This is a genomic window from Streptomyces sp. NBC_01485 (assembly GCF_036227125.1).
Lineage (GTDB): Bacteria > Actinomycetota > Actinomycetes > Streptomycetales > Streptomycetaceae > Streptomyces.
This window is the reverse complement of the sequence record NZ_CP109435.1, coordinates 752,733-776,006: the sequence shown is the minus strand read 5'-3', so window position 1 is coordinate 776,006 and position 23,274 is coordinate 752,733. Positions and strand designations below refer to the sequence as shown.

23 protein-coding genes and 4 pseudogenes are annotated in these 23,274 nt (G+C 70.8%); 18 read left to right on the top strand and 9 right to left on the bottom strand.

All coding sequences use genetic code 11. The annotated features are described in order from the left end of the window. The first annotated feature begins 9 nt into the window (after window positions 1-9). A complete protein-coding gene (locus tag OG352_RS03140) occupies window positions 10-603 on the top strand; it encodes a transglutaminase domain-containing protein (protein WP_329214080.1) in 594 nt (197 codons plus the stop codon). A gap of 150 nt (window positions 604-753) precedes the next feature. Here the strand turns inward: OG352_RS03140 and OG352_RS03135 are convergent, their stop codons facing one another. Continuing rightward, on the bottom strand, window positions 754-1,482 hold the full coding sequence (locus tag OG352_RS03135) for a lysophospholipid acyltransferase family protein (protein ID WP_329214078.1): 729 nt from the start codon (window positions 1,480-1,482) through the stop codon (window positions 754-756). A 190-nt stretch (window positions 1,483-1,672) separates the two neighbouring features. After that, a complete protein-coding gene (locus tag OG352_RS03130; RefSeq protein WP_329214076.1) occupies window positions 1,673-2,089 on the bottom strand; it encodes a DUF4395 domain-containing protein in 417 nt (138 codons plus the stop codon). 75 nt (window positions 2,090-2,164) lie between these two features. Between OG352_RS03130 and OG352_RS03125 the strand changes: the two genes are divergently transcribed. The 4 genes from OG352_RS03125 to OG352_RS03110 all read left to right on the top strand — a co-directional run bounded on the left by OG352_RS03125 (window position 2,165) and on the right by OG352_RS03110 (window position 5,319). Continuing rightward, window positions 2,165-2,578: a TlpA family protein disulfide reductase gene (locus OG352_RS03125; RefSeq protein WP_329214075.1), complete on the top strand. Its 414-nt coding sequence runs from the start codon at window positions 2,165-2,167 to the stop codon at window positions 2,576-2,578. Window positions 2,579-2,786: 208 nt separating this feature from the next. Further along, window positions 2,787-3,299, top strand: a complete 513-nt coding sequence (locus OG352_RS03120) for a flavin reductase family protein (protein WP_329214073.1) — start codon at window positions 2,787-2,789, stop codon at window positions 3,297-3,299. A gap of 217 nt (window positions 3,300-3,516) precedes the next feature. Then, window positions 3,517-4,305, top strand: a complete 789-nt coding sequence (locus OG352_RS03115) for an electron transfer flavoprotein subunit beta/FixA family protein (protein WP_093777933.1) — start codon at window positions 3,517-3,519, stop codon at window positions 4,303-4,305. A 51-nt stretch (window positions 4,306-4,356) separates the two neighbouring features. Next, on the top strand, window positions 4,357-5,319 hold the full coding sequence (locus tag OG352_RS03110; RefSeq protein ID WP_329214071.1) for an electron transfer flavoprotein subunit alpha/FixB family protein: 963 nt from the start codon (window positions 4,357-4,359) through the stop codon (window positions 5,317-5,319). Between the two features lie 85 nt (window positions 5,320-5,404). Here the strand turns inward: OG352_RS03110 and OG352_RS03105 are convergent, their stop codons facing one another. Beyond that, window positions 5,405-6,328, bottom strand: coding sequence for an endonuclease/exonuclease/phosphatase family protein (locus OG352_RS03105; protein ID WP_329214069.1), 924 nt, complete (start codon window positions 6,326-6,328; stop codon window positions 5,405-5,407). Window positions 6,329-6,512: 184 nt separating this feature from the next. Between OG352_RS03105 and OG352_RS03100 the strand changes: the two genes are divergently transcribed. Continuing rightward, a complete protein-coding gene (locus OG352_RS03100) occupies window positions 6,513-7,817 on the top strand; it encodes a DUF6986 family protein (protein ID WP_329214067.1) in 1,305 nt (434 codons plus the stop codon). A gap of 75 nt (window positions 7,818-7,892) precedes the next feature. Here OG352_RS03100 and OG352_RS03095 read toward each other — a convergent pair whose 3' ends face one another. The 3 genes from OG352_RS03095 to OG352_RS03085 form a co-directional block, all read right to left on the bottom strand. Beyond that, complete coding sequence (locus OG352_RS03095; RefSeq protein WP_329214065.1) at window positions 7,893-8,282, bottom strand: VOC family protein; 390 nt, start codon at window positions 8,280-8,282, stop codon at window positions 7,893-7,895. Window positions 8,283-8,368: 86 nt separating this feature from the next. Further along, window positions 8,369-9,106, bottom strand: a complete 738-nt coding sequence (locus tag OG352_RS03090) for a hypothetical protein (protein WP_329214063.1) — start codon at window positions 9,104-9,106, stop codon at window positions 8,369-8,371. Between the two features lie 7 nt (window positions 9,107-9,113). Continuing rightward, entirely contained in the window at window positions 9,114-10,151 is a 1,038-nt protein-coding gene (locus OG352_RS03085; RefSeq protein WP_329214061.1) for a LacI family DNA-binding transcriptional regulator, read from the bottom strand. A 232-nt stretch (window positions 10,152-10,383) separates the two neighbouring features. Between OG352_RS03085 and OG352_RS03080 the strand changes: the two genes are divergently transcribed. The 6 genes and pseudogenes from OG352_RS03080 to OG352_RS39885 all read left to right on the top strand — a co-directional run. Then, the gene (locus OG352_RS03080; protein WP_329214059.1) at window positions 10,384-11,343 is read left to right on the top strand and encodes an ROK family protein; all 960 of its coding nucleotides are present in this window, start codon (window positions 10,384-10,386) and stop codon (window positions 11,341-11,343) included. Between the two features lie 617 nt (window positions 11,344-11,960). Next, window positions 11,961-12,525: pseudogene (locus OG352_RS39895) on the top strand (transposase); the annotation flags it as partial. Between the two features lie 282 nt (window positions 12,526-12,807). Further along, the gene (locus OG352_RS03070) at window positions 12,808-13,749 is read left to right on the top strand and encodes a glycoside hydrolase family 16 protein (protein WP_329214054.1); all 942 of its coding nucleotides are present in this window, start codon (window positions 12,808-12,810) and stop codon (window positions 13,747-13,749) included. Window positions 13,750-13,932: 183 nt separating this feature from the next. After that, window positions 13,933-14,958 (top strand): glycoside hydrolase family 19 protein, encoded by a 1,026-nt coding sequence (locus OG352_RS03065; RefSeq protein ID WP_329214052.1) that lies wholly within the window; start codon window positions 13,933-13,935, stop codon window positions 14,956-14,958. A 51-nt stretch (window positions 14,959-15,009) separates the two neighbouring features. Beyond that, window positions 15,010-15,378: pseudogene (locus OG352_RS39890) on the top strand (cysteine/serine endopeptidase inhibitor); the annotation flags it as partial. Between the two features lie 105 nt (window positions 15,379-15,483). Next, window positions 15,484-15,615: pseudogene (locus OG352_RS39885) on the top strand (chitinase); the annotation flags it as partial. On the opposite strand, the gene OG352_RS39880 reads toward OG352_RS39885, so the two are convergent. Beyond that, window positions 15,584-15,907, bottom strand: a complete 324-nt coding sequence (locus tag OG352_RS39880) for a transposase (RefSeq protein WP_443072137.1) — start codon at window positions 15,905-15,907, stop codon at window positions 15,584-15,586. The pseudogene OG352_RS39885 and the gene OG352_RS39880 overlap by 32 nt on opposite strands. Window positions 15,908-15,957: 50 nt before the next feature. On the opposite strand from OG352_RS39880, the pseudogene OG352_RS39875 reads away from it, so the two are divergent. From OG352_RS39875 to OG352_RS03050, 3 genes and pseudogenes are all read left to right on the top strand, one after another. Then, window positions 15,958-16,137: pseudogene (locus OG352_RS39875) on the top strand (hypothetical protein); the annotation flags it as partial. Then, window positions 16,134-16,328 carry a hypothetical protein gene (locus OG352_RS03055; RefSeq protein WP_329214048.1) on the top strand — a complete coding sequence of 65 codons (195 nt, stop codon included), beginning with the start codon at window positions 16,134-16,136 and terminating at the stop codon, window positions 16,326-16,328. The pseudogene OG352_RS39875 and the gene OG352_RS03055, both read left to right, overlap by 4 nt. A gap of 174 nt (window positions 16,329-16,502) precedes the next feature. Further along, on the top strand, window positions 16,503-17,558 hold the full coding sequence (locus OG352_RS03050) for an NUDIX hydrolase (protein ID WP_329214046.1): 1,056 nt from the start codon (window positions 16,503-16,505) through the stop codon (window positions 17,556-17,558). Between the two features lie 35 nt (window positions 17,559-17,593). On the opposite strand, the gene OG352_RS03045 is transcribed toward OG352_RS03050, so the two are convergent. Next, entirely contained in the window at window positions 17,594-18,952 is a 1,359-nt protein-coding gene (locus OG352_RS03045) for a dipeptidase (protein ID WP_329214044.1), read from the bottom strand. Between the two features lie 202 nt (window positions 18,953-19,154). Here OG352_RS03045 and OG352_RS03040 point away from each other — a divergent pair, with 202 nt between their 5' ends. Then, complete coding sequence (locus tag OG352_RS03040; RefSeq protein WP_329214042.1) at window positions 19,155-20,450, top strand: geranylgeranyl reductase family protein; 1,296 nt, start codon at window positions 19,155-19,157, stop codon at window positions 20,448-20,450. Between the two features lie 74 nt (window positions 20,451-20,524). Here the strand turns inward: OG352_RS03040 and OG352_RS03035 are convergent, their stop codons facing one another. After that, window positions 20,525-20,977, bottom strand: a complete 453-nt coding sequence (locus OG352_RS03035) for a nitroreductase/quinone reductase family protein (RefSeq protein WP_329214041.1) — start codon at window positions 20,975-20,977, stop codon at window positions 20,525-20,527. Between the two features lie 174 nt (window positions 20,978-21,151). Here OG352_RS03035 and OG352_RS03030 point away from each other — a divergent pair, with 174 nt between their 5' ends. Together OG352_RS03030 and OG352_RS03025 are read left to right on the top strand one after the other, a co-directional pair. Continuing rightward, window positions 21,152-21,841 (top strand): TetR/AcrR family transcriptional regulator, encoded by a 690-nt coding sequence (locus tag OG352_RS03030; RefSeq protein ID WP_329214039.1) that lies wholly within the window; start codon window positions 21,152-21,154, stop codon window positions 21,839-21,841. 146 nt (window positions 21,842-21,987) lie between these two features. After that, complete coding sequence (locus OG352_RS03025; protein ID WP_329214036.1) at window positions 21,988-23,268, top strand: sensor histidine kinase; 1,281 nt, start codon at window positions 21,988-21,990, stop codon at window positions 23,266-23,268. The last annotated feature ends 6 nt before the right edge of the window (window positions 23,269-23,274 follow it).

Here is a 23,274-nt window from a genome sequence, read left to right as displayed (position 1 = left end):
TCTGCGGCCATGGAGCTGATCCAGGAGAACCCCGACCTGTCCGTATATCTGGCCGCTGACGAGGTCATCGACCACCATCATCCGCTGGTGCGGGCCACGGCGGCACGTCTCGCGGAGGACGCGGCGGACTCGTATGTCTATGCACGCCTGGCGTTCGAGTTCGTCCGCGACGCCATTCCCCACTCGCAGGACGTCGGCGACCCGCGCGTGACCTGGCGCGCCTCGGACGTGCTGGAGCGGGGGACGGGCATCTGCTACGCCAAGGCCCACGCGCTGGCCGCCCTGCTGCGCGCCGAGGACATCCCGACCGCGCTGTGCTACCAGCGGCTCGCGCACGACGAGGGCGACGGGTACGCCGTCCACGGACTCGTCGCCGTGCGCTTCAACGGGGCCTGGCACCGCCAGGATCCGCGCGGCAACAAGCCGGGCGTGGACGCGCGCTTCTCCCTGGAGGGCGAGCGACTGGCCTTCCTGCCCGACCCCGAGGCGGGCGAGCTGGACTGCCCCCGCCTGTACGGCGTACCCCACCCGGCCGTCCTCAACGCGCTCCAGGCCGCCACGGACCGCCCACACCTCTGGCAGACGCTCCCCACATCCCTGTGAACACCCCCGCCGCCGCCCCGCACGGTCACGGTGGCCAATCACCCCGCCACAGGCGGTGCGGACCCACCACTCGTGGACGCCCGAGGCGCGGGGTCACGCAAACGAACCCCGGCCCCCGGCAACCCCGACAGACGTACCGACAAGCGGACGTCAGCGTGCCTCGGCCTCGCGGACCTGCTCCGGGGTCGGTGCCGTGCCGCCCAGGTGGGCCGGCATCCACCAGGTGTCGTTCGCGTCCTTGGGGCGGACCGGGTAGGCGCGCTGAGCGGCCTCCAGGAGTTCCTGGACGCGCTCGCGCAGTTGCCGGGTGATGGCGCCCGCGTACTTGTCGCGGGAGGCCTCGATGGCCTCGCCGACGCGGATGGTGACCGGGGTGTGGCTGCGCTTGAAGTTGCGCGGGTGCCCCTTGGTCCACAGCCGCTGCGTGCCCCACAGGGCCACCGGGATCAGCGGGACGCCCGCCTCCTGGGCCATCCGGGCGGCACCCGACTTGAAGCTCTTCAGGGTGAACGACTGCGAGATCGTGGCCTCGGGGAAGACCCCGACGATCTCACCGGAGCGCAGCGACTCCAGCGCGTGCGCGTACGCCGTCTCGCCCTGGTTGCGGTCGACCGGGATGTGCTTCATGCCGCGCATCAGCGGACCGGAGATCCTGTGGCGGAAGACGGCCTCCTTCGCCATGAAGCGAACGAGACGTTTCTGCGGGAGCGCGGCCAGGCCGTCGAAGATGAAGTCGAGGTAGCTGATGTGATTGCTCACCAGCACGGCTCCGCCCGAGCGCGGGATGTTCTCCGACCCCTGGCAGTCGATCTTGAGGTCCCAGACCTTGAACAGCGTCTGGGCGAGGCCGACGGCGGGACGGTAGACAAGCTCTGCCATGGGCGGGGCGAACCCTTCCTTCTCTTTGCCGGGGAAGGGCTCCCGACGACAAAGTTACGCAGCCGTAGGTTTACGGCATCTCGCAGATCGTGCCCCAAGAACGGCCGGGGAGCCAGCCCTGGTGCCCGGCGGCGGCGAGATTCTCGTCACGTCGACCCCACTTGATCCACCTCGGCCTTTTAAGTCTTCTTTACTCCGCGCGAACCGCGACCCGTCGTACGACCAGGTACATCTCGCAGCCGAGGCAGTACCCGAAAGCGGCATTCAGGAACGCGGCCGCCAGCGCCGCGCCGGTCGCCGCGAGGCCCAGCCAGCCAGGTCCCAGGGTGAGGCCGACGAGGCCGAAGCCCGCGAACAGCAGTCCCACCGCCTGCGCGAACCGCGGCGGCTCCGGCGCCTCGAACTCGCCAGGCGGCCCGATCTGCGGCCGTACGACGGTGCGGAACACCCAGCCGTACGGCGAGCGCGCCACGCCGCCCGCCGCGCCGAGCACGAACGCCAGTGTCTGCCAGGCCAGCAGCCAGGTGCTGCCGGTGATCAGTACGACCGCGAGTACTACGGTCGTCACTGCGGCCCCGAAGCGCGGGCCCCTCGCGTCGATGTCCATGAATCAAGCATTCCGCAACGGTGACGATTCCTGGGGCCGGGAATCTTTGCAGTCTCATGAACGCTGGAGCGGCTGATGACCGGACTGGTGGTGTGCGTGGCGGTGCTCGTGGCGGCGAGCGCCTACGGAGTGCTGGAGCGGCGGCGGAGCGGGAGGGTACGCGTGCGTGGGCGCGACGACGGCAAGCGGCTCGGGGCGGACCGGCTCGGCGGCGAACTCGGTGAGCGGGCCACGCTCCTGCAGTTCTCCAGCGCCTTCTGCGCGCCCTGCCGGGCGACCCGTCGGGTCCTCGGCGAGGTGGCCGGGGTGGTGCCCGGAGTCACCCACATCGAGATCGACGCCGAGGCGCACCTCGACCTCGTCCGCGAACTCGACATCCTCAAGACCCCGACCGTCCTGGTCCTCGACGCCGAGGGCCGTATCGTCCGGCGTGCCACCGGGCAGCCCCGCAAGGCCGACGTCATCGCGGCCCTGGGGGAGGCGGTGTGACCCTCCTGAGGGGGACGGTGAGGCATCTCCCAGATACCGGAACGTACTTGACTGTGCGCGCCACCTATCGTCAGCCTGACCGTATGCCTGAGGAACCCCTTCTCCACGGACGGGCCCACGTCGACCTGGTCCGTACCGCGAGCCCGCGCTGTCCGGCCCGTTGAGCACCCACGGCCAGGCTCGCCACTTCCCGCAGAAGGACAACTCGATGACGGCCACGCCGCCCGGCCTCGGCGCACCTCAGCTCGCCTCCCCCGATCTCCTGCGCTCCGTCTTCCGGCGGCACGCGGCCGGAGTCGCCGTGATCACGGCCTCCGGTGAGAGCGGTCCGGTCGGTTTCACCGCCACCTCCCTCAGCTCGGTCTCCGCCGAGCCCCCGCTGCTGTCCTTCGGCATCGGCACCGGCGCCTCCAGTTGGCCGGCGATCTCCCGGGCGGGGCACGTGGGCGTGCACATACTCGGCGAGCACCAGCAGGCGCTGGCCGCCACCTTCTCCAGGAGCGGCGCCGACCGCTTCGGCGCGCCGACCGGCTGGCGGGAGGGCCCGGAGGGCGTGCCCGTCCTGGACGACGTGCTCGCGTGGCTGGTGTGCCGTGTCGTCGCGCGCGTGCCCGCCGGGGATCACCGCATCGTGCTGGCCGAAGTCGTCCTGGGCGACCCCGAGGGCGTGGGCCGTCCGTTGCTCTACCACCAGGGGCGGTTCACCGCCCTGCGGGATTGATCACTGGCCGGCTCTCCTGCGAAGCCGTCGAGTTCCGGTTACGCTGCGTTGCGAAGGTCACAGTTCAAAGCGCTTGCTCAGCGGGTACGAACTGGGTGTACTGGCGAGTAATATTTCGGCGGTGCGCGGGTCGCCCCGACCGGGATCGGCCGCTTGTGGAGCCTATGCTGCCTGGAAGAAGGCAGCCGAGAACTGACGATGCAGTAGGAGAGCCGGCGTGAGCTTGAGGATCGTTGTCACTGTGAAGTTTGTGCCCGACGCCACTGGCGACCGGCACTTCGCCGATGACCTGACCGTCGACCGGGACGACGTGGACGGTCTGCTCTCCGAGCTCGACGAGTACGCGGTCGAGCAGGCGCTGCAGATCTCCGAGAACTCCGACGACGACGTGGAGATCACCGTCCTGACGGTGGGCCCCGAGGACGCCAAGGACGCGCTCCGCAAGGCCCTCTCCATGGGCGCCGACAAGGCGATCCACGTCGAGGACGACGACCTGCACGGCACCGACGCCATCGGCACCTCCCTGGTGCTGGCCAAGGCCATCGAGAAGGCCGGCTACGACCTGGTCATCTCCGGCATGGCCTCCACCGACGGCACCGCCGGCATCGTCCCGGCCCTGCTGGCCGAGCGCCTGGGCGTCCCGCAGGTCACCCTGCTCTCCGAGGTCTCCGTCGAGGACGGCACCGTCAAGGGCCGCCGTGACGGCGACGCCGCCTCCGAGCAGCTCGAGGCCGCCCTGCCGGCCGTCGTGTCGGTCACCGACCAGTCGGGCGAGGCGCGTTACCCGTCCTTCAAGGGCATCATGGCCGCCAAGAAGAAGCCGGTTCAGTCCTGGGACCTCTCCGACCTGGACCTGGAGGCCGAGGAGGTCGGCCTGGAGGGCGCCTGGACCGCGGTCGACTCCGCGACCGAGCGTCCGGCCCGCACCGCGGGCACGATCGTCAAGGACGAGGGCGAGGGCGGCAAGCAGCTCGCCGAGTTCCTCGCGGGCCAGAAGTTCATCTAAAGGCCCCTCGCCGACCGCCCCTCAACTTCGTTTCGCAGGAGAGCAAATCCCATGGCTGAAGTCCTCGTCTATGTCGACCACGTGGACGGCGCCGTCCGCAAGCCCACCCTGGAGCTGCTGACGCTGGCCCGCCGCATCGGCGAGCCGGTCGCCGTCGCCCTCGGCCCGGGCGCCGAGAACACCGCCGCCGCGCTCGCCGAGCACGGCGCCGTGAAGGTGCTGACGCACGACGCGTCCGAGTACGCCGACTACCTCGTCGTACCGAAGGTGGACGCGCTGCAGGCCGCCGTCGCCGCCGTGTCCCCGGCCGCCGTCCTCGTCCCGTCCTCCGCGGAGGGCAAGGAGATCGCCGCCCGCCTCGCGCTGCGCATCGGGTCCGGCATCATCACCGACGCCGTCGACCTCGAGGCCGGCGACGAGGGCCCGGTGGCCACCCAGTCGGTGTTCGCCGCGTCCTTCACCACCAAGACCCGTGTCTCCAAGGGCACCCCGGTCATCACCGTCAAGCCCAACAGCGCCGCCGTCGAGGCCGCCCCGGCCGCCGGCGCGGTCGAGGCCCTCGCGGTGACCTTCTCCGCGCAGGCCACCGGCACCAAGGTCACCGGCCGCACGCCGCGTCAGTCGACCGGGCGTCCGGAGCTGACCGAGGCCGCGATCGTGGTCTCCGGCGGCCGGGGCGTCAACGGCGCGGAGAACTTCGCGATCATCGAGGCCCTCGCCGACTCCCTCGGCGCGGCCGTCGGCGCCTCCCGCGCCGCTGTGGACGCCGGCTGGTACCCGCACACCAACCAGGTCGGCCAGACCGGCAAGTCCGTGTCGCCGCAGCTCTACATCGCCAACGGCATCTCGGGCGCGATCCAGCACCGCGCCGGCATGCAGACCTCGAAGACCATCGTGGCCGTCAACAAGGACGCCGAGGCCCCGATCTTCGACCTGGTCGACTACGGCGTGGTCGGCGACCTCTTCGACGTCGTCCCGCAGCTCACCGAGGAGATCAACACCCGCAAGGGCTGATCACCCGGCAGTCCCACGACTGCCCGAGGCCCCTGTGACCGCCCGGTCACGGGGGCCTCGGCCGTTCCGGGCCCGTGTTCCGGGCTCATCCCAGGCTCAGGGAGGCCTGCACCGGCAGATGGTCGCTCGGATACTGGCCGTCCACGGTGAACGTGTCGGTCCACTCCCGGTGGACCGTGACGCCCGGCGTGGCCAGGATCCAGTCGATGCGGTCCCCGCCCGGCGTGAGCGCCTTGTACCCGTGGAACGTCGCGTACGCCCCGCCACGCGCGCGTGCCGCGTCCCAGGTGTCGACGAGTCCGGCGCCGAGCAGGGTGTCGTAGACCGGATTGTCGTGGGCGACGACGTTGAAGTCGCCGGTCAGCAGCAGCGGCAGGGAGCGGTCGAAGCCGGCGAGCCGCTCGGCGATCAGGTCGGCGGAACGCACGCGCGCGTACTGGCTGGCGTTGTCGAGATGGGTGTTGAGGACGTGGAACTCCCGCCCCCGCGCCCGCAGATCACGGAAGCGGACCCAGGTGACCATGCGGGGGTGACCCCCGCCCCAGGTGTTGGAGCCGCGCACCTCGGGCGTGGCGGAGAGCCAGAAGTGCCCGTACTCGGCGGGGGCGAGCCGTCGCGTGTCGTAGAAGACGGCCATCGACTCCTCGTCGCCGCCGCGGCCCGTGCCGATCCAGTCGTAGTGCGGCCCGAGGTCGGCCTCGATGTCCCGCAACTGCGGCGGCAGGCCCTCCTGGGTGCCGATGACGTGCGGGGCCGCCCGGCGTAACAGCGCGCGCGTCACCGGACGGCGGTCCGCCCAGCTGTTGGGCTCCTGGGTGGACGCGTAACGGAGGTTGAACGTCATGACCTCCAGCGGCGGCACGGGCGCGCGCAGGAGTGCCCTGGACGGTTCGCTCTTGTGCCGGGCGGCGGAGGAGGCCCCGGCCGTGCCGAGGAGGGGTACGGCGACCATGGCGGCCACCATCGTTCTCAGTCCAGCCCGCCGGGTCGGCCCACCGCTGCCCGTCATGTGTTCCCCCTCGTCCCGTGAGCAAGGATGAAGGGGTGAACCGTTGTGCGGAAGAGGGCGTGGGTGCGGCGGTGAACGCGAGGGGACCACGCCGTGGACAGGGTGTTGACCAGCCGGAAGATCCCCGGATAACTTCATTCTGCGGATAATGTATTCCGGCAAGCGGAAACCTGGAGGATGTGGCATGGGTCAGGGCCAGCAGGAGACGGTGGCGACGAGCCTCGCGGGCGCCGTCAGCGAGGAGATCAGCGCTTCCCTCGTCCCGGTCGACGCCGAACTCGACCGCCGCTACCCCGGGGACCCCGGCACCCGTCAGCCCGTCCACACCGTCTACGTCCCCGGTGACGCCTTCGCGGCCACCACGGTCCGCCACTGGGGCGACCGGGCCCTCGCCGCCCTCGACGAGCACGCCCCGGACGCCGCGTCCTTCGCGGCCTGCCTCGGCCTGTCGGACGACCTCGCCGAGCCCGTGTACGCGCGCGTGCGGGCCAAACTGGAGCGCGAGCCCATCGAGGACCTCCGCGTCGACTTCGAGGACGGCTACGGCCCCCGCCCGGACGCCGAGGAGGACGAGACGGCCGCCCGGGCGGCCCGGCTGATCGCCGAGGCGTACGCCAAGGGCACCGCGGCCCCGTACATGGGCATCCGCATGAAGTGCATGGAGGCCGCCGTACGCGACCGGGGCATCCGCACCCTCGACGTCTTCCTCACCGGCCTGATGGAGGCCGGCGGCCTGCCCGACGGCCTGGTCCTCACCCTCCCCAAGGTGACCTACCCCGAGCAGGTCACCGCCATGGTCAGGCTCCTGGAGGCCTTCGAGAAGGCGCGCGGGCTCGAGGCCGGGCGGCTCGGCTTCGAGATCCAGATCGAGACCAGCCAGTCCATCCTGGCCACCGACGGCACCGCGACGGTCGCCCGCATGATCCAGGCGGCCGAGGGCCGCGCCACCGGCCTGCACTACGGCACCTTCGACTACAGCGCCTGTCTCGGCGTCTCCGCCGCCTACCAGGCCAGCGACCACCCGGCCGCCGACCACGCCAAGGCGGTCATGCAGGTCGCGGCGGCCGGCACCGGCGTCCGCGTCTCGGACGGCTCCACGAACGTGCTGCCGGTCGGCCCGACCGCGCAGGTCCACGACGCCTGGCGGCTGCACTACGGCCTCACCCGCCGCGCCCTGGCCCGCGCCTACTACCAGGGCTGGGACATGCACCCCGGCCACATCCCCACCCGCTACGCGGCCGTCTTCGCCTTCTACCGCGAGGGCTTCGCCCAGGCCGCCGAGCGCCTGTCCCGGTACGCCAACCGGACCGGCGGCGACGTGATGGACGAACCGGCGACCGCCAAGGCCCTCAGCGGCTACCTGCTGCGCGGCCTGGACTGCGGCGCCCTCGACCTCACCGAGGTCACCGGCGCGACCGGCCTGACCCGGGTGGCCCTGGAGGGCTTCGCGGCCCCGCGCCGCGGCGATCTGACGGTCTCCGCGCCGTAGGGCGCGAGAGGTCGGCGACCGGTCGGGGAGTCCCGCTCCGACCGGTCACCGGTCCTCAACTGACGACTGCTGTGACTACTGCGCGGGGAACGTGTACGGGGTCGTGATGATCTCCATGCCGTGCCCCGCGGGATCCATGAAGTACAGGCCCCGGCCGCCGTGGTGGTGGTTGATCTCACCGGGCTGCCTGCCCTGCGGATCCGCGAAGTACGTGATCCCCGCCTGCTTGATCCGGTCGAGGGCCGCGCCGAACTCCTCGTCCGAGACGAGGAACGCGTAGTGCTGCGTGACGATCGACTCCGCCGGGATCGTGACGAAGTCCAGGGTGACCTTGTTGCTCGTGTCGACCGGGACGAACGGGCCCCACTCGGCCCCGACTTCGAGTCCCAGGATGCGGGCGAGGAACTCGGCGGACTCCCGGTTGTCGCGGGAGTGGACGATGGTGTGGTTCAGCTCGACTGACATGTGTGGAATGCCTCCGTAAGGCAAACTCACGGGCACCTCCATGCCTCACCTGGTCGGTGACCGACACGCGATGCCGTCCGAACACCCTAACGGACGCGCAGATGCTCCAGACCGGAACCGGTCACCAGCTTCTCCTCCGCGAACAGCCGGGTGCCCCGCTCGCACAGCCGCGCGTCGGCCCGGGCGCGGGCACAGAACTCCTCCGGGGTCACCCCGAACAGGTGCCGCAACGCCGGTGATCCCGCGAGGAGTTCGGTGATCAGGGCGCGCTGCCCGGGATGGCTGCGCGGAACCCCGGCGCCGTTGTGCAGCACGCCGTGATGGTTCACGTACGCGAACGCGTCGAGGAGCGCCTCGCCGTTCTCCAGCTCGATCCGGAAGTCCGGCGCGGGCAGCAGGACGCGGTCGTAGTTCGGCTCCGTCGCGTCGACCACGGCGAGTTGTTCCGCGTCCAGCCAGATCACGAACAACTCCCGGGTGACGGCGGGGGCGTTGACCGGGGACGCGGACACGTAGCCGAGACGGCTGACATGCGCCGAGACGCCCACGTCGATACCCGTCACACGGGCCCGCACCATCGGGACGGGCGAGGTGATCCCGAACTCGGCCATCTTGTGGCGCAGTTGGGCCGGGCTGGCGTTGGAGCCGACGGCCACCACGGGAGTCCGGCCGGGATGCGTCAGACGCTCCAGCGGCAGCAGTCTGTCCCCGTCGAGCAGCCCGGACCCGGCCGGCCAGGCGCCGGGATAGCTCAGCGGACGGTCGCGGGGCGCGTCGGCCAGACCCAGCGCCTCCAGTGTGCGGTGCTCGCCACGGTCGTCCATGCGCGCCTCAGTCCGCCGGCGGCAGCTCGCCCGAGCCGCGGGCGACGAGCCGGGTCGGCAGTTCGATGCGCTCGGGAACGATCAAGGTGCCGTCCAACTGCCGGAACAGCCGCTCGGCAGCGGTACGGCCGAGGGCGGCCGCGTCCTGGGCGATCACCGTGACCCCCGGCTGGAGCAGATCGGCGAGCTCCAGGTCGTCGAAGGCCACCAGGGCGACCGGGCGGGACTGCTCGGCGAGCACCCGGATCACGGTGACCGTCACCCGGTTGTTGCCCGAGAAGACCGCCGTGACCGGCGCGGGCCCGGACAGCATCCGCTCGGCATCCCGGCGCACCCGCGGCGGATCGGTGATCCCCAGCGACATCCAGGCGTCCTCGACGGGTATGCCGGCGTCCTCCATCGCCGTGCGGTAGCCCCGCAGGCGCTCAGCGGCGGTGTGGATGCGCGGCATGTCACCGATGAAGCCGATCCGGCGGTGCCCGTGCGCCACGAGGTGGGCCACGCCCGCGCGGGCGCCGCCGAAGTTGTCCGACAGGACGCAGTCGGCGTCGATCCGCCCGGCCGGCCGGTCGACGAAGACCGTGGCGACCCCCGCCTTGATCTCGGGCTCCAGATAGCGGTGGTCGTCACCGGCCGGGATCACCACCAGACCGTCCACCCGGCGTGCGCACAGCGCCAGGGCCAACTCCTGCTCGCGGTCCGGGTCCTCGGCGCTGGAGCCGTTGATGAGCAGCGCGCCGTGGGCCCGGGCGACCTCCTCCACCGCGCGGCTGAGCGGCCCGTAGAACGGGTCGGCGAGATCCTCCAGGACCAGGCCGATGCTGGCCGTACGGCCCTTGCGCAACACCCGGGCGCTGTCGTTGCGGCGGAACCCCAGCGCGTCGATGGACTCCTGGACCCGCCGTTCCGTCTCGGGCGTGACCCCGGGCTCGCCGTTCACCACGCGCGAGACCGTCTTGAGGCCGACTCCGGCGCGAGCGGCGACGTCCTTCATGGTGGGACGGTTGCCGTAGCGGCTCTCGGGCCGGCGCTGCGTCTCGGGCACGGTGCTGGGTCCTGTCCTGTCGTCCACCGGGGTCGGTTCCGCACGCCGTCCACAGGATGTTGCGTACGGGATGCGCGGGTCCCAGGGGTTGTATGAGGATGTGGCGTCGAGCATAGAGCCTGGACAACGTTGTCAGATGCGGGAGACACTGTCCACCGCAATCTCCGGCCCGCGTCCCCCACCGCTGGACCGGCCAGCTCTTTTCCATGGTGGACCGGGAGAAACCAGACAGATGCACACCGACCTCGTGGCCGCGCTCGACATCGGCGGCACCAAGATCGCCGGGGCGCTGGTGGACGGCGACGGCACGATCCTGGCCCGCGCGCAGCGCGCCACGCCCGCACAGGAGCACGGCGACACCGTGATGCGGGCCGTCGAGGAGGTGCTGGGCGAGCTGACGCGGTCGCCGCTGTGGGAGCGGGTGCACGCCCTCGGTATCGGCAGCGCGGGCCCGGTGGACGCCTCCGCGGGCACGGTCAGCCCGGTGAACGTGCCCGGCTGGCGGGACTTTCCGCTCGTCCACCGGGTCCGGGCCGCGACCGGGGACCTCCCGGTCGAGCTGATCGGCGACGGCGTGGCGATCACGGCGGCCGAACACTGGCAGGGCGCCGCCCGCGGCCATGACAACGCGCTGTGCATGGTGGTCTCCACCGGCGTCGGCGGCGGCCTGGTCCTGGGCGGCCGGCTGCACCCCGGTCCCACCGGCAACGCGGGTCACATCGGCCACATCAGCGTCGAGCTCGACGGCGACCTGTGCCCGTGCGGCGCTCGCGGCTGTGTGGAGCGCATCGCCAGCGGCCCCAACATCGCCCGGCGGGCGCTGGAGAACGGCTGGCTGCCCGGCCCCGACGGCGACACGTCCGCGGCCGCGGTGGCCGCCGCCGCCCGCGCGGGCCACCCGGTCGCCGTGGCCTCCTTCGAACGGGCCGCGCAGGCCCTGGCCGCCGGCATCGCGGCCACCGCGACCCTCGTCGAGATCGACATCGCGGTGATCGGCGGAGGCGTGGGCAAGGCGGGCGAGGTGCTCTTCGCCCCCCTGCGCCGGGCCCTCCGCGACTACGCGACGCTGTCCTTCGTCCAGCGCCTGACCGTCACGCCCGCACAGATGGGCACGGACGCGGGTCTGGTGGGGGCGGCTGCGGCCGCGCTGGCGGGGAGGGCGGGGGCGGGGGCTACGGTGGCGGGGGTCTGATCGGCCGCCTTTGAAGGAACGTTCCGGTGTTGCGGCCGTTACGGGCGTTGCGGTGGGCGGCGCGAGGGGCGGGGGACGGGGCCGCGGGGTGGTGCTGGGCGGGTGCCGGTGCCGGTGCCGGCGTCGGCGTCGGCGACCATGCCTGGGCGGGTGCGGATCCGGGTGTGGGTAGCTGGGCGAGCGTCTGTGTCGGTGCCTGACGAGTGCCTGAGTGCGGGTGCCCATGCACGTGTGCCCGGCGGGTAGTGGCGGGTCTTCCCGGACTAATCGCTCCACCGCTCTCATCGGGACAGATGCTGCACATCACGCCCAACGTCAGCCGACGTGCACCGCCGGGACACTGCTCTGAACCGGCTCCGCGCCACCGGTCAACGCCCGTTGCCGTAACGGTGGTTACTGCCGATGCGATTGTTCTCCGGGGTGAGGAACATTAGCGACTTGGAGGAACCCGTCGCACTCACTGAAGGGAAAGTCCGCGATGAACTCGACTCACGGCCCGGACAGCGTGTTCATGGTGCTTGTAGACGGTGACGAACTGCACTCGCCGTAGCATCCCTTCTCCGAGACGTCGGACGGCCGTATCCGTCGCTTGCCCGTGCCCGTCTTCAACCAGACGCCAGTCCGGTCAGGGGCTGAGGCCGCCCAAGGGGCGAACGTGGGGCCGACGAGGCCACACGCCCGTCGTGCGGGTCACCGCCGCGGGCACCGAACGTGTCTCGATGGCGGCGCTGATCTGTACCAGGTCCGGCCACCGGTCCCGGCTGATCCACCGTGTCCGCCTCGAGCGCGGCCCCGCCAAAGGCCGGCGCAAGCGCTTCACCGAGACCGACGACGCCCGCCTGACCGACTACGCCCGCCTGCTCTACGCCGCACACCAGCAGCTCGGCGGCCCCGACCATCCTGGTCCGGGACAATCTGAACACGCACGTCAGCCGCACCATGCGGGAGCTGATCGACGCCCGATCATGGCTGACCTTCTACCAACTCCCGCCTTGCGCTCCCGAGTTCAACCCGGTCGACGGCGTGTGGTCGCACCTGAAACGGTCCCTGGCCAACCTCACCGAACACAGCCTCGACCAGCTCACCGCGCTGGTGAAGACCCGGCTCAAACGGATGCAGTACCGGCCCGGCCTCATCGCCGGCCTCATCGCCAAGACCGGCCTCGACTTCCAACCGCCGTAACCTCAGCCATTTGAAGATCTCCAGCCGTGTGGTGGTAGGCCCGCGAGCGGTCCCGAGCATGGTGGTTACCACCTCATGGCGGAGTTGCTCTCCGCTGTCCCGGTGCCGTGTCCGACGGTCTGGTAGTGGTACCGGACCGCCGGGAATGGGCCGCGAACAGGGCTGGCGGTGGCGAGAGCGCCCCGAACAGCCGGGCGTCCACTCTGTCGAAACCGCTGCAGGAAATTCCGCATCAGTCATATCCGGCCCTCCGGGGCCGCCAGAAAACCTACGGAAGGTCCCATGTTCAGAATGCGTCACTCATGGAAATCCTCCCGCGAACGGCACATCGGCAAATTGGCCGCACAGGCCGCTCCCGTGGCCACGGCGACCGTCGCCTTCTCCTTGTTCATGGGCGGCTCGGCGGTCGCCGCTCCGGTGACCGAGCAATGGACAGGGAGTTCGCCTCTCTTCAGTCAGACAGGGGCTCCCGGCGGGACAACGCAAATCGTGTCCGCGTCGGGCGCGAGCGACGGCAGAGCTCTGCAACTCCGGCTCAACGCCCGCCCTGGCACCAGCCCCGGCAACGGGGTGGAGATCAGCAGTAATGCGGACACCTATCGTTACGGCACCTACGGCACCCGCATCAAGACAGCGGACTGCACCGGATTGGGCCGGGTGGGTGTGGTCACCGGTACCTTCACCTACTCCAACGATCACTCGGACAGCAACGGCAACGGCCTCCCGGACAACGACGAGATCGACGTCGAGGTACTCTGCGCCCAGCCGAATGTCGTCTGGCTGACGTTGTGGACGGACTACGACCCCGACGACCCCGATGGCGCGGTCCGGAAAATCTCCCGCGCGATCGACATGCGCAGCGGCCAGGTCCTGTACAACTGCTACAACGTCCAATTGGGCGGCGACTGCGAACCGGCCCAGCCGGGTGAGTACAGCCCCGCCGGTGTAACCCCCAATCCGGGATTCAATTCCGCCACAAAGTTCCATACGTTCATGTTCGACTGGCAGCCGAACTCCGTCAGTTTCTGGACGTACGACGACAACGGAAACAAGAACGTGCTGTGGGACTACAGGGGGCCGAGTTCTCGTATTCCCAAGAAGCCGGGAGCGTTCATGCAGAACGTCTGGCACACCCCTGACTGGGACCCGCTGGACGGCCCGGCTCGCGAACAGCCACAGACGGCTGTTTCCGCCTTCATCGACTCGACAACTCTGCCGAACTAGCGGGGCTGGATCTCTTTGGGCGGGGGCAGCCGCCTTTCGTCTTCCGGCGCGGTCCCTGCCGGATTTCCTCGCCCTCCGCGGCACCGCTCGATGTGTCACGTACCAACCGCACTCTTCGATCACTCGGGAGCAAACGTGGTAAGACAACGCATCACGGCCTTATTAGTGGCTGTATTCGCCATCGTGGGCACGATATTGCTCGGACCGGCCTCCACGGCCGGTGCCGCAGGCATCTGTGACAGCGCCCCCAACTGGGCGGCCGGTACGGCCTACACCGCCGGAACCGTTGTGCGCTACAGCGACGGCCGGTATTACATCGCCGAGCACGACAACCCTGGCTACGACCCCGTCGTCAGCACCTGGTACTGGGATTCGTACACGTGCAGCGGCGGCGGAGGCGGAGGCGACGTCTGTGCCACCGCGCCGAACTGGGCGGCCGGTACGGCCTACACCGCCGGAACCGTTGTGCGCTACAGCGACGGCCGGTATTACATCGCCGAGCACGACAACCCTGGCTACGACCCCGTCATCAGCACCTGGTACTGGGACCCGTACACCTGCACCGGCGGCGGTGACGATCCGCCGAGCTCCGGATTCGTGGTCAGCGAGGCCCAGTTCAACCAGATGTTCCCTGGCCGCAACCCCTTCTACACATACAGCGGTCTGGTCTCGGCGCTCAGCGCCTACCCCGGTTTCGCCAACACGGGCAGCGACACGGTGAAGAGGCAGGAGGCTGCCGCCTTCCTGGCCAACGTCAGCCATGAGACGGGCGGCCTGGTCCACATCGTGGAGCAGGACACATCCCACTACCCGAATTACTGCGACCGGAACCAGCCCTACGGCTGCCCCGCCGGCCAGGCGGCGTACTACGGCCGTGGTCCGATCCAGCTGAGCTGGAACTTCAACTACAAGGCAGCCGGTGACGCACTGGGCATCGACCTGCTCAACAACCCGTACCTCGTGCAGAACAACGCGGCCGTCGCCTGGAAGACCGGGCTCTGGTACTGGAACACCCAGACCGGGCCGGGCACTTACACCGGCCATAACGCCATCGTCAGTGGTGCGGGATTCGGCCAGAGCATTCGCTCGATCAACGGCGCACTCGAATGCGACGGGCACAACCCGGCGCAGGTGCAGAGCAGGATCGACAAGTACCGGAGCTTTGCCCAGATCTTGGGCACAACGCCGGGCGGCAACCTGTACTGCTGACGCCTTGCCGATCAGGTAAAGCCATGCCCAACCAACGTACGGGAGGAAGCTTTGAACGCCCGGAAACGAATACTCCGCTTAGCGACAGCCGCACTCAGTGTGGTCCTGTTCACCGTGCTCGGCGTGGAAGCGGCCTTCGCCGCGATCCCTATCGGTCAGTCCCGCACCGGCAAGGCGACCTACTACAACGACGCGGGCTTCGGAGCCTGCGGAACACCCATCAACGCCTCCACCGAAATGCTGGTCGCGGTGTCGTATCAGTGGTGGACGTCCGCCAACCCCAACAACGACGAGCTCTGCCAGGGCATCTCCGTCGAGGTCTCCTACCACGGCCGGACGATCACCGTCCCGGTCAAGGACAAGTGCATGGGCTGCACTTCGGAGCACATCGACCTCAGCCTGCCGGCGATCCGGGCACTGGGGACGGACGACGTACTCAACGGAATCACCTGGAAGTTCGTCCGCAGCGGAGGCGGAGGCGGAGGCGGAGGCGGAGGCGGAGGCGCCTGTGCCAACGCGCGGAACTGGGCGGCCGGTACGCCCTACACCGCCGGAACCGTCGTGCGGTACACCGACGGCCGGTACTACATCGCCGAGCACGACAACCCTGGCTACGACCCCATCATCAGCACCTGGTACTGGGACCCCTACGCCTGCTAGAGGGCGTCTGAGAAGCCTGACCACAGCGAACGGGGGCACCGCCGCCAGCGGTGTGCCCCCACCCCTGGTCCGCCCACATGTGCCGCAGGCGCGGGAAGGTATCGGCAACCCGGGCGAACAGCACCACGGCGCCATCGTGGTCGCCGATGCCGGCCGGACTGACACAGGTGACCAGGACACTTCCGCCGGTGTCGACGAGCAGGTGGCGCTCGATGCCGCTGACCTTCTTGCCGCAGTCGTAGCCGTGCATGCCACTGAGTTCACTGGCCCGGACACTCTGGCTGTCCACGATGGCGGCCCCGGGAGTGGGGTCCCGGCCCAGCACGCCGCGCGTCGGCCGACCTCGGCCACGATTCGCTCGGCACGGAACACACGCTGCTGGGCCTGATCCGCGCTGGGGAGAGCCCGGCCGCGCAGAGATCCTGCGCAACCTCGGCTGCACGCCGAACGAGCTGCAGCGAGCGGATTGCCGGGCGACGCGTGACCCCGCGCCCGTCCGCGCAGTTGATCCGCGCATGAAGAAGCGCAGCATGCTCGCCATCGCCTCCCTCGCCACCGGCTTCGTCGTCGCGGCGATCACCCCCTCGCACGCCCTGGGCGGTGCGGACCTCGACGGACTGAACGTGGGCGACACCCTCAGCACACTCGACCACACCATCGCCAGCGACAGCCTGGCCGTCGACGGCAACGCCCTCGGGCAGAACGACTGAACGACGGCACGGCTGAACAACGGCACGGCTGAACGGCTGAACGACCGACGTGGCGCCGGTACCCCACCGCGAGGGGTGCCGGCGTCACGTCGTTCGTGTGTCCTCAACTGGAACTGGTTTCCGTGGCAGGGTGGAGCGGGCAAGCCACAGGGGGCCAACAGAAGAGGGGGAACTGTGACCGTCGTCTGGATCAACGGCGCGTTCGGTGCGGGGAAGACCACCACCGCACGGGAATTGATCGACCTGATCCCGAACAGCACGCTCTTCGACCCCGAGGTCGTCGGCGGGGCACTCCCGTACCTGCTGCCGCCCAAAAGACTCGCCGAGGTCGGCGACTTCCAGGATCTGCCGATCTGGCGCCGCCTCGTGATCGACACGGCGGCCGCGCTGCTCGCCGAACTGGGCGGCACCCTCGTCGTCCCCATGACCCTGCTGCGCCAGGAGTACCGCGACGAGATCTTCGGCGGCCTCGCCGCCCGCCGGATCGCGGTCCGGCATGTCCTCCTCGCTCCGGCGGAAACGATCCTGCGCGAGCGAATAGCCAACCGGGAGGTCCCCGCGGACCTCCCGGACGGCGAGATACGGATCCGGCAGTGGTCGTACGACCACATCGAGCCGTACCACGCCGCCCTCGCCTCCTGGCTCACCGCCGACGCCCACCCCGTGGACAACGGCGCCCTCACCCCGCACGAGACGGCCGCCCGGATCGCCGAGGCCGTCGGCAGCGGCGCCGTGTCCATGTGCGACATCGTGCAGACCCCCGAACCCACCGCCGAGACGCTGGCCGCCGGCGTGCTCCTCTTCGACGAGCAGGACCGGGTGCTGCTCGTCGACCCGACGTACAAGCCCGGCTGGGAGTTCCCGGGCGGAGTGGTGGAACCCGGCGAGGCGCCCGCGCGCGCGGGCGTGCGCGAGGTCGAGGAGGAGACCGGGATCCGGCTGGCGGACGCACCCCGGCTGCTGGTCGTCGACTGGGAACGGCCGAGGCCGCCCGGCTACGGCGGGCTGCGCCTCCTCTTCGACGGTGGCCGGCTCGAACCGGCGGCCGTCGCGGGACTGCTGCTGCCCGGCCCTGAACTGCGGGCCTGGCGCTTCGTCACCGAGGAGGAGGCGGCCGGCCTCCTGCCACCGGTCCGCTACGAGCGACTGCGCTGGGCCCTGCGCGCCCGCGAGCGAGGCGCAGCCCTCTACCTGGAGGCGGGCATCCCGACGGGGCAGTGCCCCACCTAGGTCCTGCTCAGGTCCTACTCAGGGGCCTACCCAGTTCAGCTCGCCGCGTAGTTGCGCAGGAACAGGGCCTCCGTCACCGACAGCCGCTCCAACTCCTCCGGGGACACACTCTCGTTGGCCGCGTGGATCTGCGCCTCCGGCTCGCTCAGGCCGATAAGGAGGATCTCCGCGCGCGGGTAGAGGGCGGCGAGGGTGTTGCACAGGGGGATGGAACCGCCCTGGCCCGCGTACTGCATCTCCTGACCGGGGTAGGCGACCGCCATCGCCTCGGCCATCGCCGCGTACGCCGGACTGGTGGTGTCGGCGCTGAAAGCCTGGCCCTGGCCGACCTGTTCGGTGCTCACGCGCGCGCCCCACGGCGTGTGCGCCTCCAGATGGGCCTGGAGCAGCTTCGTCGCCTCGGCCGCGTCCACGCCCGGCGGTACCCGCAGGCTGATCAGCGCGCGGGCGCCCGCCTGCACGGACGGGGTGGCGCCGACCACCGGCGGGCAGTCGATGCCGAGGACGGTGACGGCGGGCCGGGCCCAGATACGGTCGGCGACCGTGCCGGAGCCGATCAGTTCGACGCCGTCCAGCACCTTGGCGTCCTGGCGGAACCGCGTCTCGTCGTACTGGAGGCCCTCCCAGCGCGAGGCGTCGTCGGTGAGGCCGTCGACGGTGGTCGAGCCGTCCTCGGCGCGCAGCGAGTCCAGGACGCGGATCAGCGCGCCCAGCGCGTCGGGTGCGGCCCCGCCGAACTGGCCGGAGTGCAGGTTGCCCTCGAGGGTGTCGATCCGCACCCGCATCATGGTCATGCCACGCAGGGTGGAGGTGACCGTCGGCAGTCCGACACGGAAGTTGCCCGCGTCGCCGATCACGATGGTGTCGGCCGTCAGCAGGTCCGGGTGCTCCTCGGCGTACCGTTCCAGACCGCCCGTGCCCTGTTCCTCGGAGCCCTCGACGATCACCTTGACGTGGACCGGGACGCCGCCGTTCGCCTTGAGGGCGCGCAGCGCGAGCAGGTGCATGATGAAGCCGCCCTTGCAGTCGGCGCTGCCGCGGCCGTACCAGCGGCCGTCGCGCTCGGTCAGCTCGAAGGGCGGCGTGGTCCAGGCGGCCTCGTCCAGCGGCGGCTGCACGTCGTAGTGGGCGTAGAGCAGGACGGTCTTCGCGCCGGCCGGGCCGGGCAGATACCCGTACACCGACTGGGTGCCGTCGGGCGTGTCGAGCAGCGCCACGTCCTGGAAGCCCTCGGCGCGCAGCGCGGCCGTGATCCAGCGGGCGGCGGCCTCGCTCTCGCTCCTGGGGAACTGGTCGAAGTCCGCCACCGACTTGAAGGCCACCAGCTCGGTGAGCTCCACCCGCGCCCTGGGCATGAGCGAGGCGACGGTCTCGGCGACCGAATTCGACGACATGGGCACGCTCCTTGTGGGTGCGACGTTGTACAGGGTGTCACTGGTCCGTTCGAGGGACCGTGCGAGCGTACGCGCTGCTGGGACGGGGTCGCGCACGCCGCCGATCCTTCCACAGCGGACCGTCATCGGACCGTGACGATCTCCGCCGTAGGATGCGGGGGACAGGTGCGGCAAGCGGCTTGATCGGGAGCAGTAGACCATCGTGAGCAGCGAGAACTCTTCGGCGGACGACGAGAACTCTTCGACGGACGACATGCGTGTGTGGGACGTCGTGGTGGTGGGCGCGGGGCCCGCGGGGGCTTCGGCCGCCTATGCGGCGGCGGTCACGGGGCGGAGTGTGCTCTTGCTGGAGAAGGCGGAGCTGCCCCGCTACAAGACGTGCGGAGGCGGCATCATCGGCCCCTCGCGCGACTGCCTGCCACCCGGCTTCGAACTGCCCTTCCGCGACCGGGTGCACGCGGTGACCTTCTCGAACAACGGGCGTTTCACCCGGACCCGGCGCTCCCGGCAGATGCTGTTCGGGCTGATCAACCGGCCCGAGTTCGACCAGCAGCTCGTCGAGCACGCCCAGAAGGCGGGCGCCGAGCTGCGCACGGGCGTCACCGTGCAGAGGGTCGAGCAGCACGGCTCGGCCGTTCCCGACCGGCGCACGGTCGCGGTCGTCCTGCAGGGCGGCGAGACGCTGCTGGCGCGGTCGGTGGTCGGCGCGGACGGCAGCGCGAGCCGTATAGGCGCGCATGTCGGCGTGAAGCTCGACCAGGTGGATCTCGGCCTCGAGGCGGAGATCCCGGTGCCGGAGACGGTCGCCGAGGACTGGAAGGGGCGTGTCCTCATCGACTGGGGTCCGATGCCCGGCAGTTACGGCTGGGTGTTCCCCAAGGGGGACACGCTGACGGTCGGTGTGATCTCGGCGCGCGGCGAAGGCGCCGCCACCAAGCGCTACCTGGAGGACTTCATCGGGCGACTCGGCCTCGCCGGGTTCGAGCCGAGCATCTCCTCCGGCCATCTGACCCGCTGCCGTGCCGACGACTCGCCGCTCTCGCGCGGGCGGGTGCTCGTGTGCGGGGACGCGGCGGGTCTGCTCGAGCCGTGGACCCGCGAGGGCATCTCCTTCGCGCTGCGGTCGGGCCGGCTCGCGGGCGAGTGGGCGGTCCGTATCGCCGAGGCGCACGACGCGGTGGACACCCGCAGGCAGGCGCTGAACTACGCCTTCGCGATCAAGGCCGGCCTCGGCGTGGAGATGAGCGTCGGCAAGCGGCTGCTCACCGTCTTCGAGCGGCGGCCCGGACTCTTCCACGCGGCCCTCACCGGTTTCCGCCCGGCCTGGCGGGCGTTCACCGACATCACGCGCGGTCGCACGACGCTGGGCGAGCTCTTCCGCACGCATCCGATGGCCCAGCGGGCGCTGACCGCCATGGACCGGCGGCAGGCACAGGCGCAGACACCGGACTCGGCAGCGACGCCGACACCGGTGGCGGGGGCGGAGGAGAGCGAGTAGTCCTGCGGCGGCCAGGGATTGCGGTCCGGGGCTCGGCCCTCAGTTCTCGGCCCTCAGTTCTCGGGGCTCGGGGCTCAGCCTTCGACCGTGATCCGGAAGACCGGGTGGTCGCCCGCCGCTGCGATGATCTCCTCGTCCGTGGACTTGGCCGTGACGCCGTTGAAGTACTGGTTGACCTCCCAGCCCCACTTCTCCAGATAGGTCCGCAGGATCGGGAGCTTCTCCTCGTCGGGAAGCTCCACCGCGGAGAACGCGCGCACCTTGCGCCCGACCCGCAGCTCCCCGCCCCCCGCGACCCGCATGTTGCGCACCCACTGCGAGTGCCCGCGTGCCGAGACCAGGTACCGGGCGCCGTCGTAGGAGTGCGGGTTGACCGGGATGCGCTGCATCTGACCGCTCTTGCGACCGCGTACGGACATCTCCGCCGAGCCCATGAGGCTGAACCCGTGCCGGGCCAGCCAGCCGATGACACCGTTGAGGCGGACGTTGAGCGGGCTGCCCTTGAGGTAGTACGGCGATGACGACATGGTGACCTCCGGTCAGTGGGAGAGCGCTGCTCTCGTTTCTTCGCTTGGTGTGAGTCTGCCTGGGATTGGCGCCCCAAAGCAAGAGCACTGTTCTCTGTTTAGTGCATCGATCCACATCATGTTCGCTGATCCGAACTGTGTGCGCCGATCCGTTTTCGTGGAACACTGTTCTCCATGAGCAGCACCGTTCGAGGGGCACGCGCCCGCGCCAGGATCGAAGTCACCGCCGCCATCAAGGACGAGGCACGCAGACAGCTCGCGTCCGAGGGCGCCGCCAAGCTCTCGCTGCGGGCCGTGGCCCGCGAGCTCGGCATGGTCTCCTCCGCCCTGTACCGCTACTTCCCGAGCCGCGACGACCTGCTCACCGCACTCATCATCGACGCCTACGACTCCCTCGGCGAGAGCGCGGAGGCCGCGCACGCCGCCGTCGCCGGCGCCGTTCCCGTCGAGCGCTGGGTCGCGGTCGGCGAGGCGGTGCGCGGCTGGGCGCTGGCGCATCCGCACGAGTACGCGCTGATCTACGGCTCGCCGGTGCCCGGCTACAGCGCGCCCCAGGCGACCGTTCCGGCCGCCGCCCGCGTCGGGCTCCTCCTCGCCGAGATCGTGCGCGACGCACACCAGGCGCACGGGCTGGAGGTACCGCTCCTGACGGACGACCTGGTCCCCGAGGCGGTACGCATGGCGGCCGAGCTCGCCCCCGACCTGCCGCCCGGCGCGGTCGCCGCACTCGTCGCGGCCTGGGCCCAGTTGTACGGGCTCATCGGCTTCGAGGTGTTCGGACAGTTCCACCGCGTCGTGGAGGAACGCGAACCGTTCTTCCGCTACGCGGTCACACGGCTCGCCCATGAGGCGGGGCTGCGCTAGAAGGGCTGGTCCGGCGCGCGAGTGCGCCGACGCGTACGTCCAAGGGAGCGTGCGCTTCCGGGGGAGCGCGTACTTCCAGGGGAGTACGGGGGGTGCCCTCGCCCGGCGGACGTCCGGTGCGGGCGGTGACGTCTAGCGTGGCGGGCATGGACGAAGAGCAGGTGCGCGGGCGCGGCGGCCCGGGGCGGTGGTGGCGGCACGGGCCACCACCGTGGCCGCGCCGCTGGGAGGGCGGTGACGGCACGACGCCGGGGCCGGGTGCGCCGCGGTGGCCGGGTGCGGTGCGGTGGCCCTGGCCTTCGACCGTGCTGATCACCCTCTTCGTCCTTGTCGGCTCGAACTTCGCGGCCCACGCGCAGGAGGGCGAGCGGGCCTCGCTCGACGTCTTCGCGCGCGTGCTGCTGGTCGTCGCCTGCGGGCTGCTGCTGTGGCGGCAACGGCACCCGGTGGCCGTCGTGTTCGGCACGGCGGCCGCCGTCGCGCTCTACCTGGGCGCCGGCTACCCGTACGGGCCGGTGTTCCTGACCGTCGCGGTGGCCTGCTTCGCCGCCGTCGTCGCCGGGCACCGCAGGGCCGCCTGGACGGCGCTGGGCATGCTGTGGGCCGTGCACCTGCTGGTCGCGCACTGGCTGTACCGGTGGCTGCCGCCCGCCGGCGACGACTCCGCCCCCTTCGGGCAGGAGATCGTCGTCGCCGGATGGGCCGTGGCGATCGTGGCGGTCGCGGAGCTGGCCCGGATCCGGCGCGAGCAGTGGGCCCGGGAGCGGGCCGAACGCGCCCAGGCCGCCCGGCGGCGCGCCGACGAGGAGCGGCTGCGCATCGCCCGCGAACTGCACGACGTCCTCGCGCACAGTCTGTCGGTCATCAACGTGCAGGCGGGCGTGGGCCTCGCGCTCCTCGACGCCGACCCGGAGCAGGCGCGCACCGCGCTCACCACCATCAAGTCCGCCAGCAAGGAAGCGCTGGGCGAGGTGCGTCAGGTGCTCGACAGCCTGCGCGCGCCGGGAGACGCGCCGCGCGCACCGGCCCCCGGCCTGGACCGGCTGCCCGAACTGGTGGAACAGGCGGCGCGGGCCGGACTGACCGTCGACGTGACCGGCCTGCCGCCTCGCCTGCCGCCCCACACCGACCTCGCCGCCTTCCGCATCGTCCAGGAGGCCCTCACCAACGTCGTACGCCACTCGGGCTCGCGTCACGCGCGCGTGCGGTTCGATCAGACCGCCGGGACGCTACGGCTGCGTATCGACGACGACGGACCGGCGACCGGCGCCGACGCGGGCGGCAGCGGCAACGGTCTCGCCGGGATGCGGGAGCGGGCCGCGGCGCTGGGTGGCACGATCGAGGCGGGGCCGCGGCCCGACGGCGGCTTCCGGGTGCTCGCCGTACTGCCGACCCGGACGGCCGACGAGGCGGGGGAGGACCAGTGAGCGAGG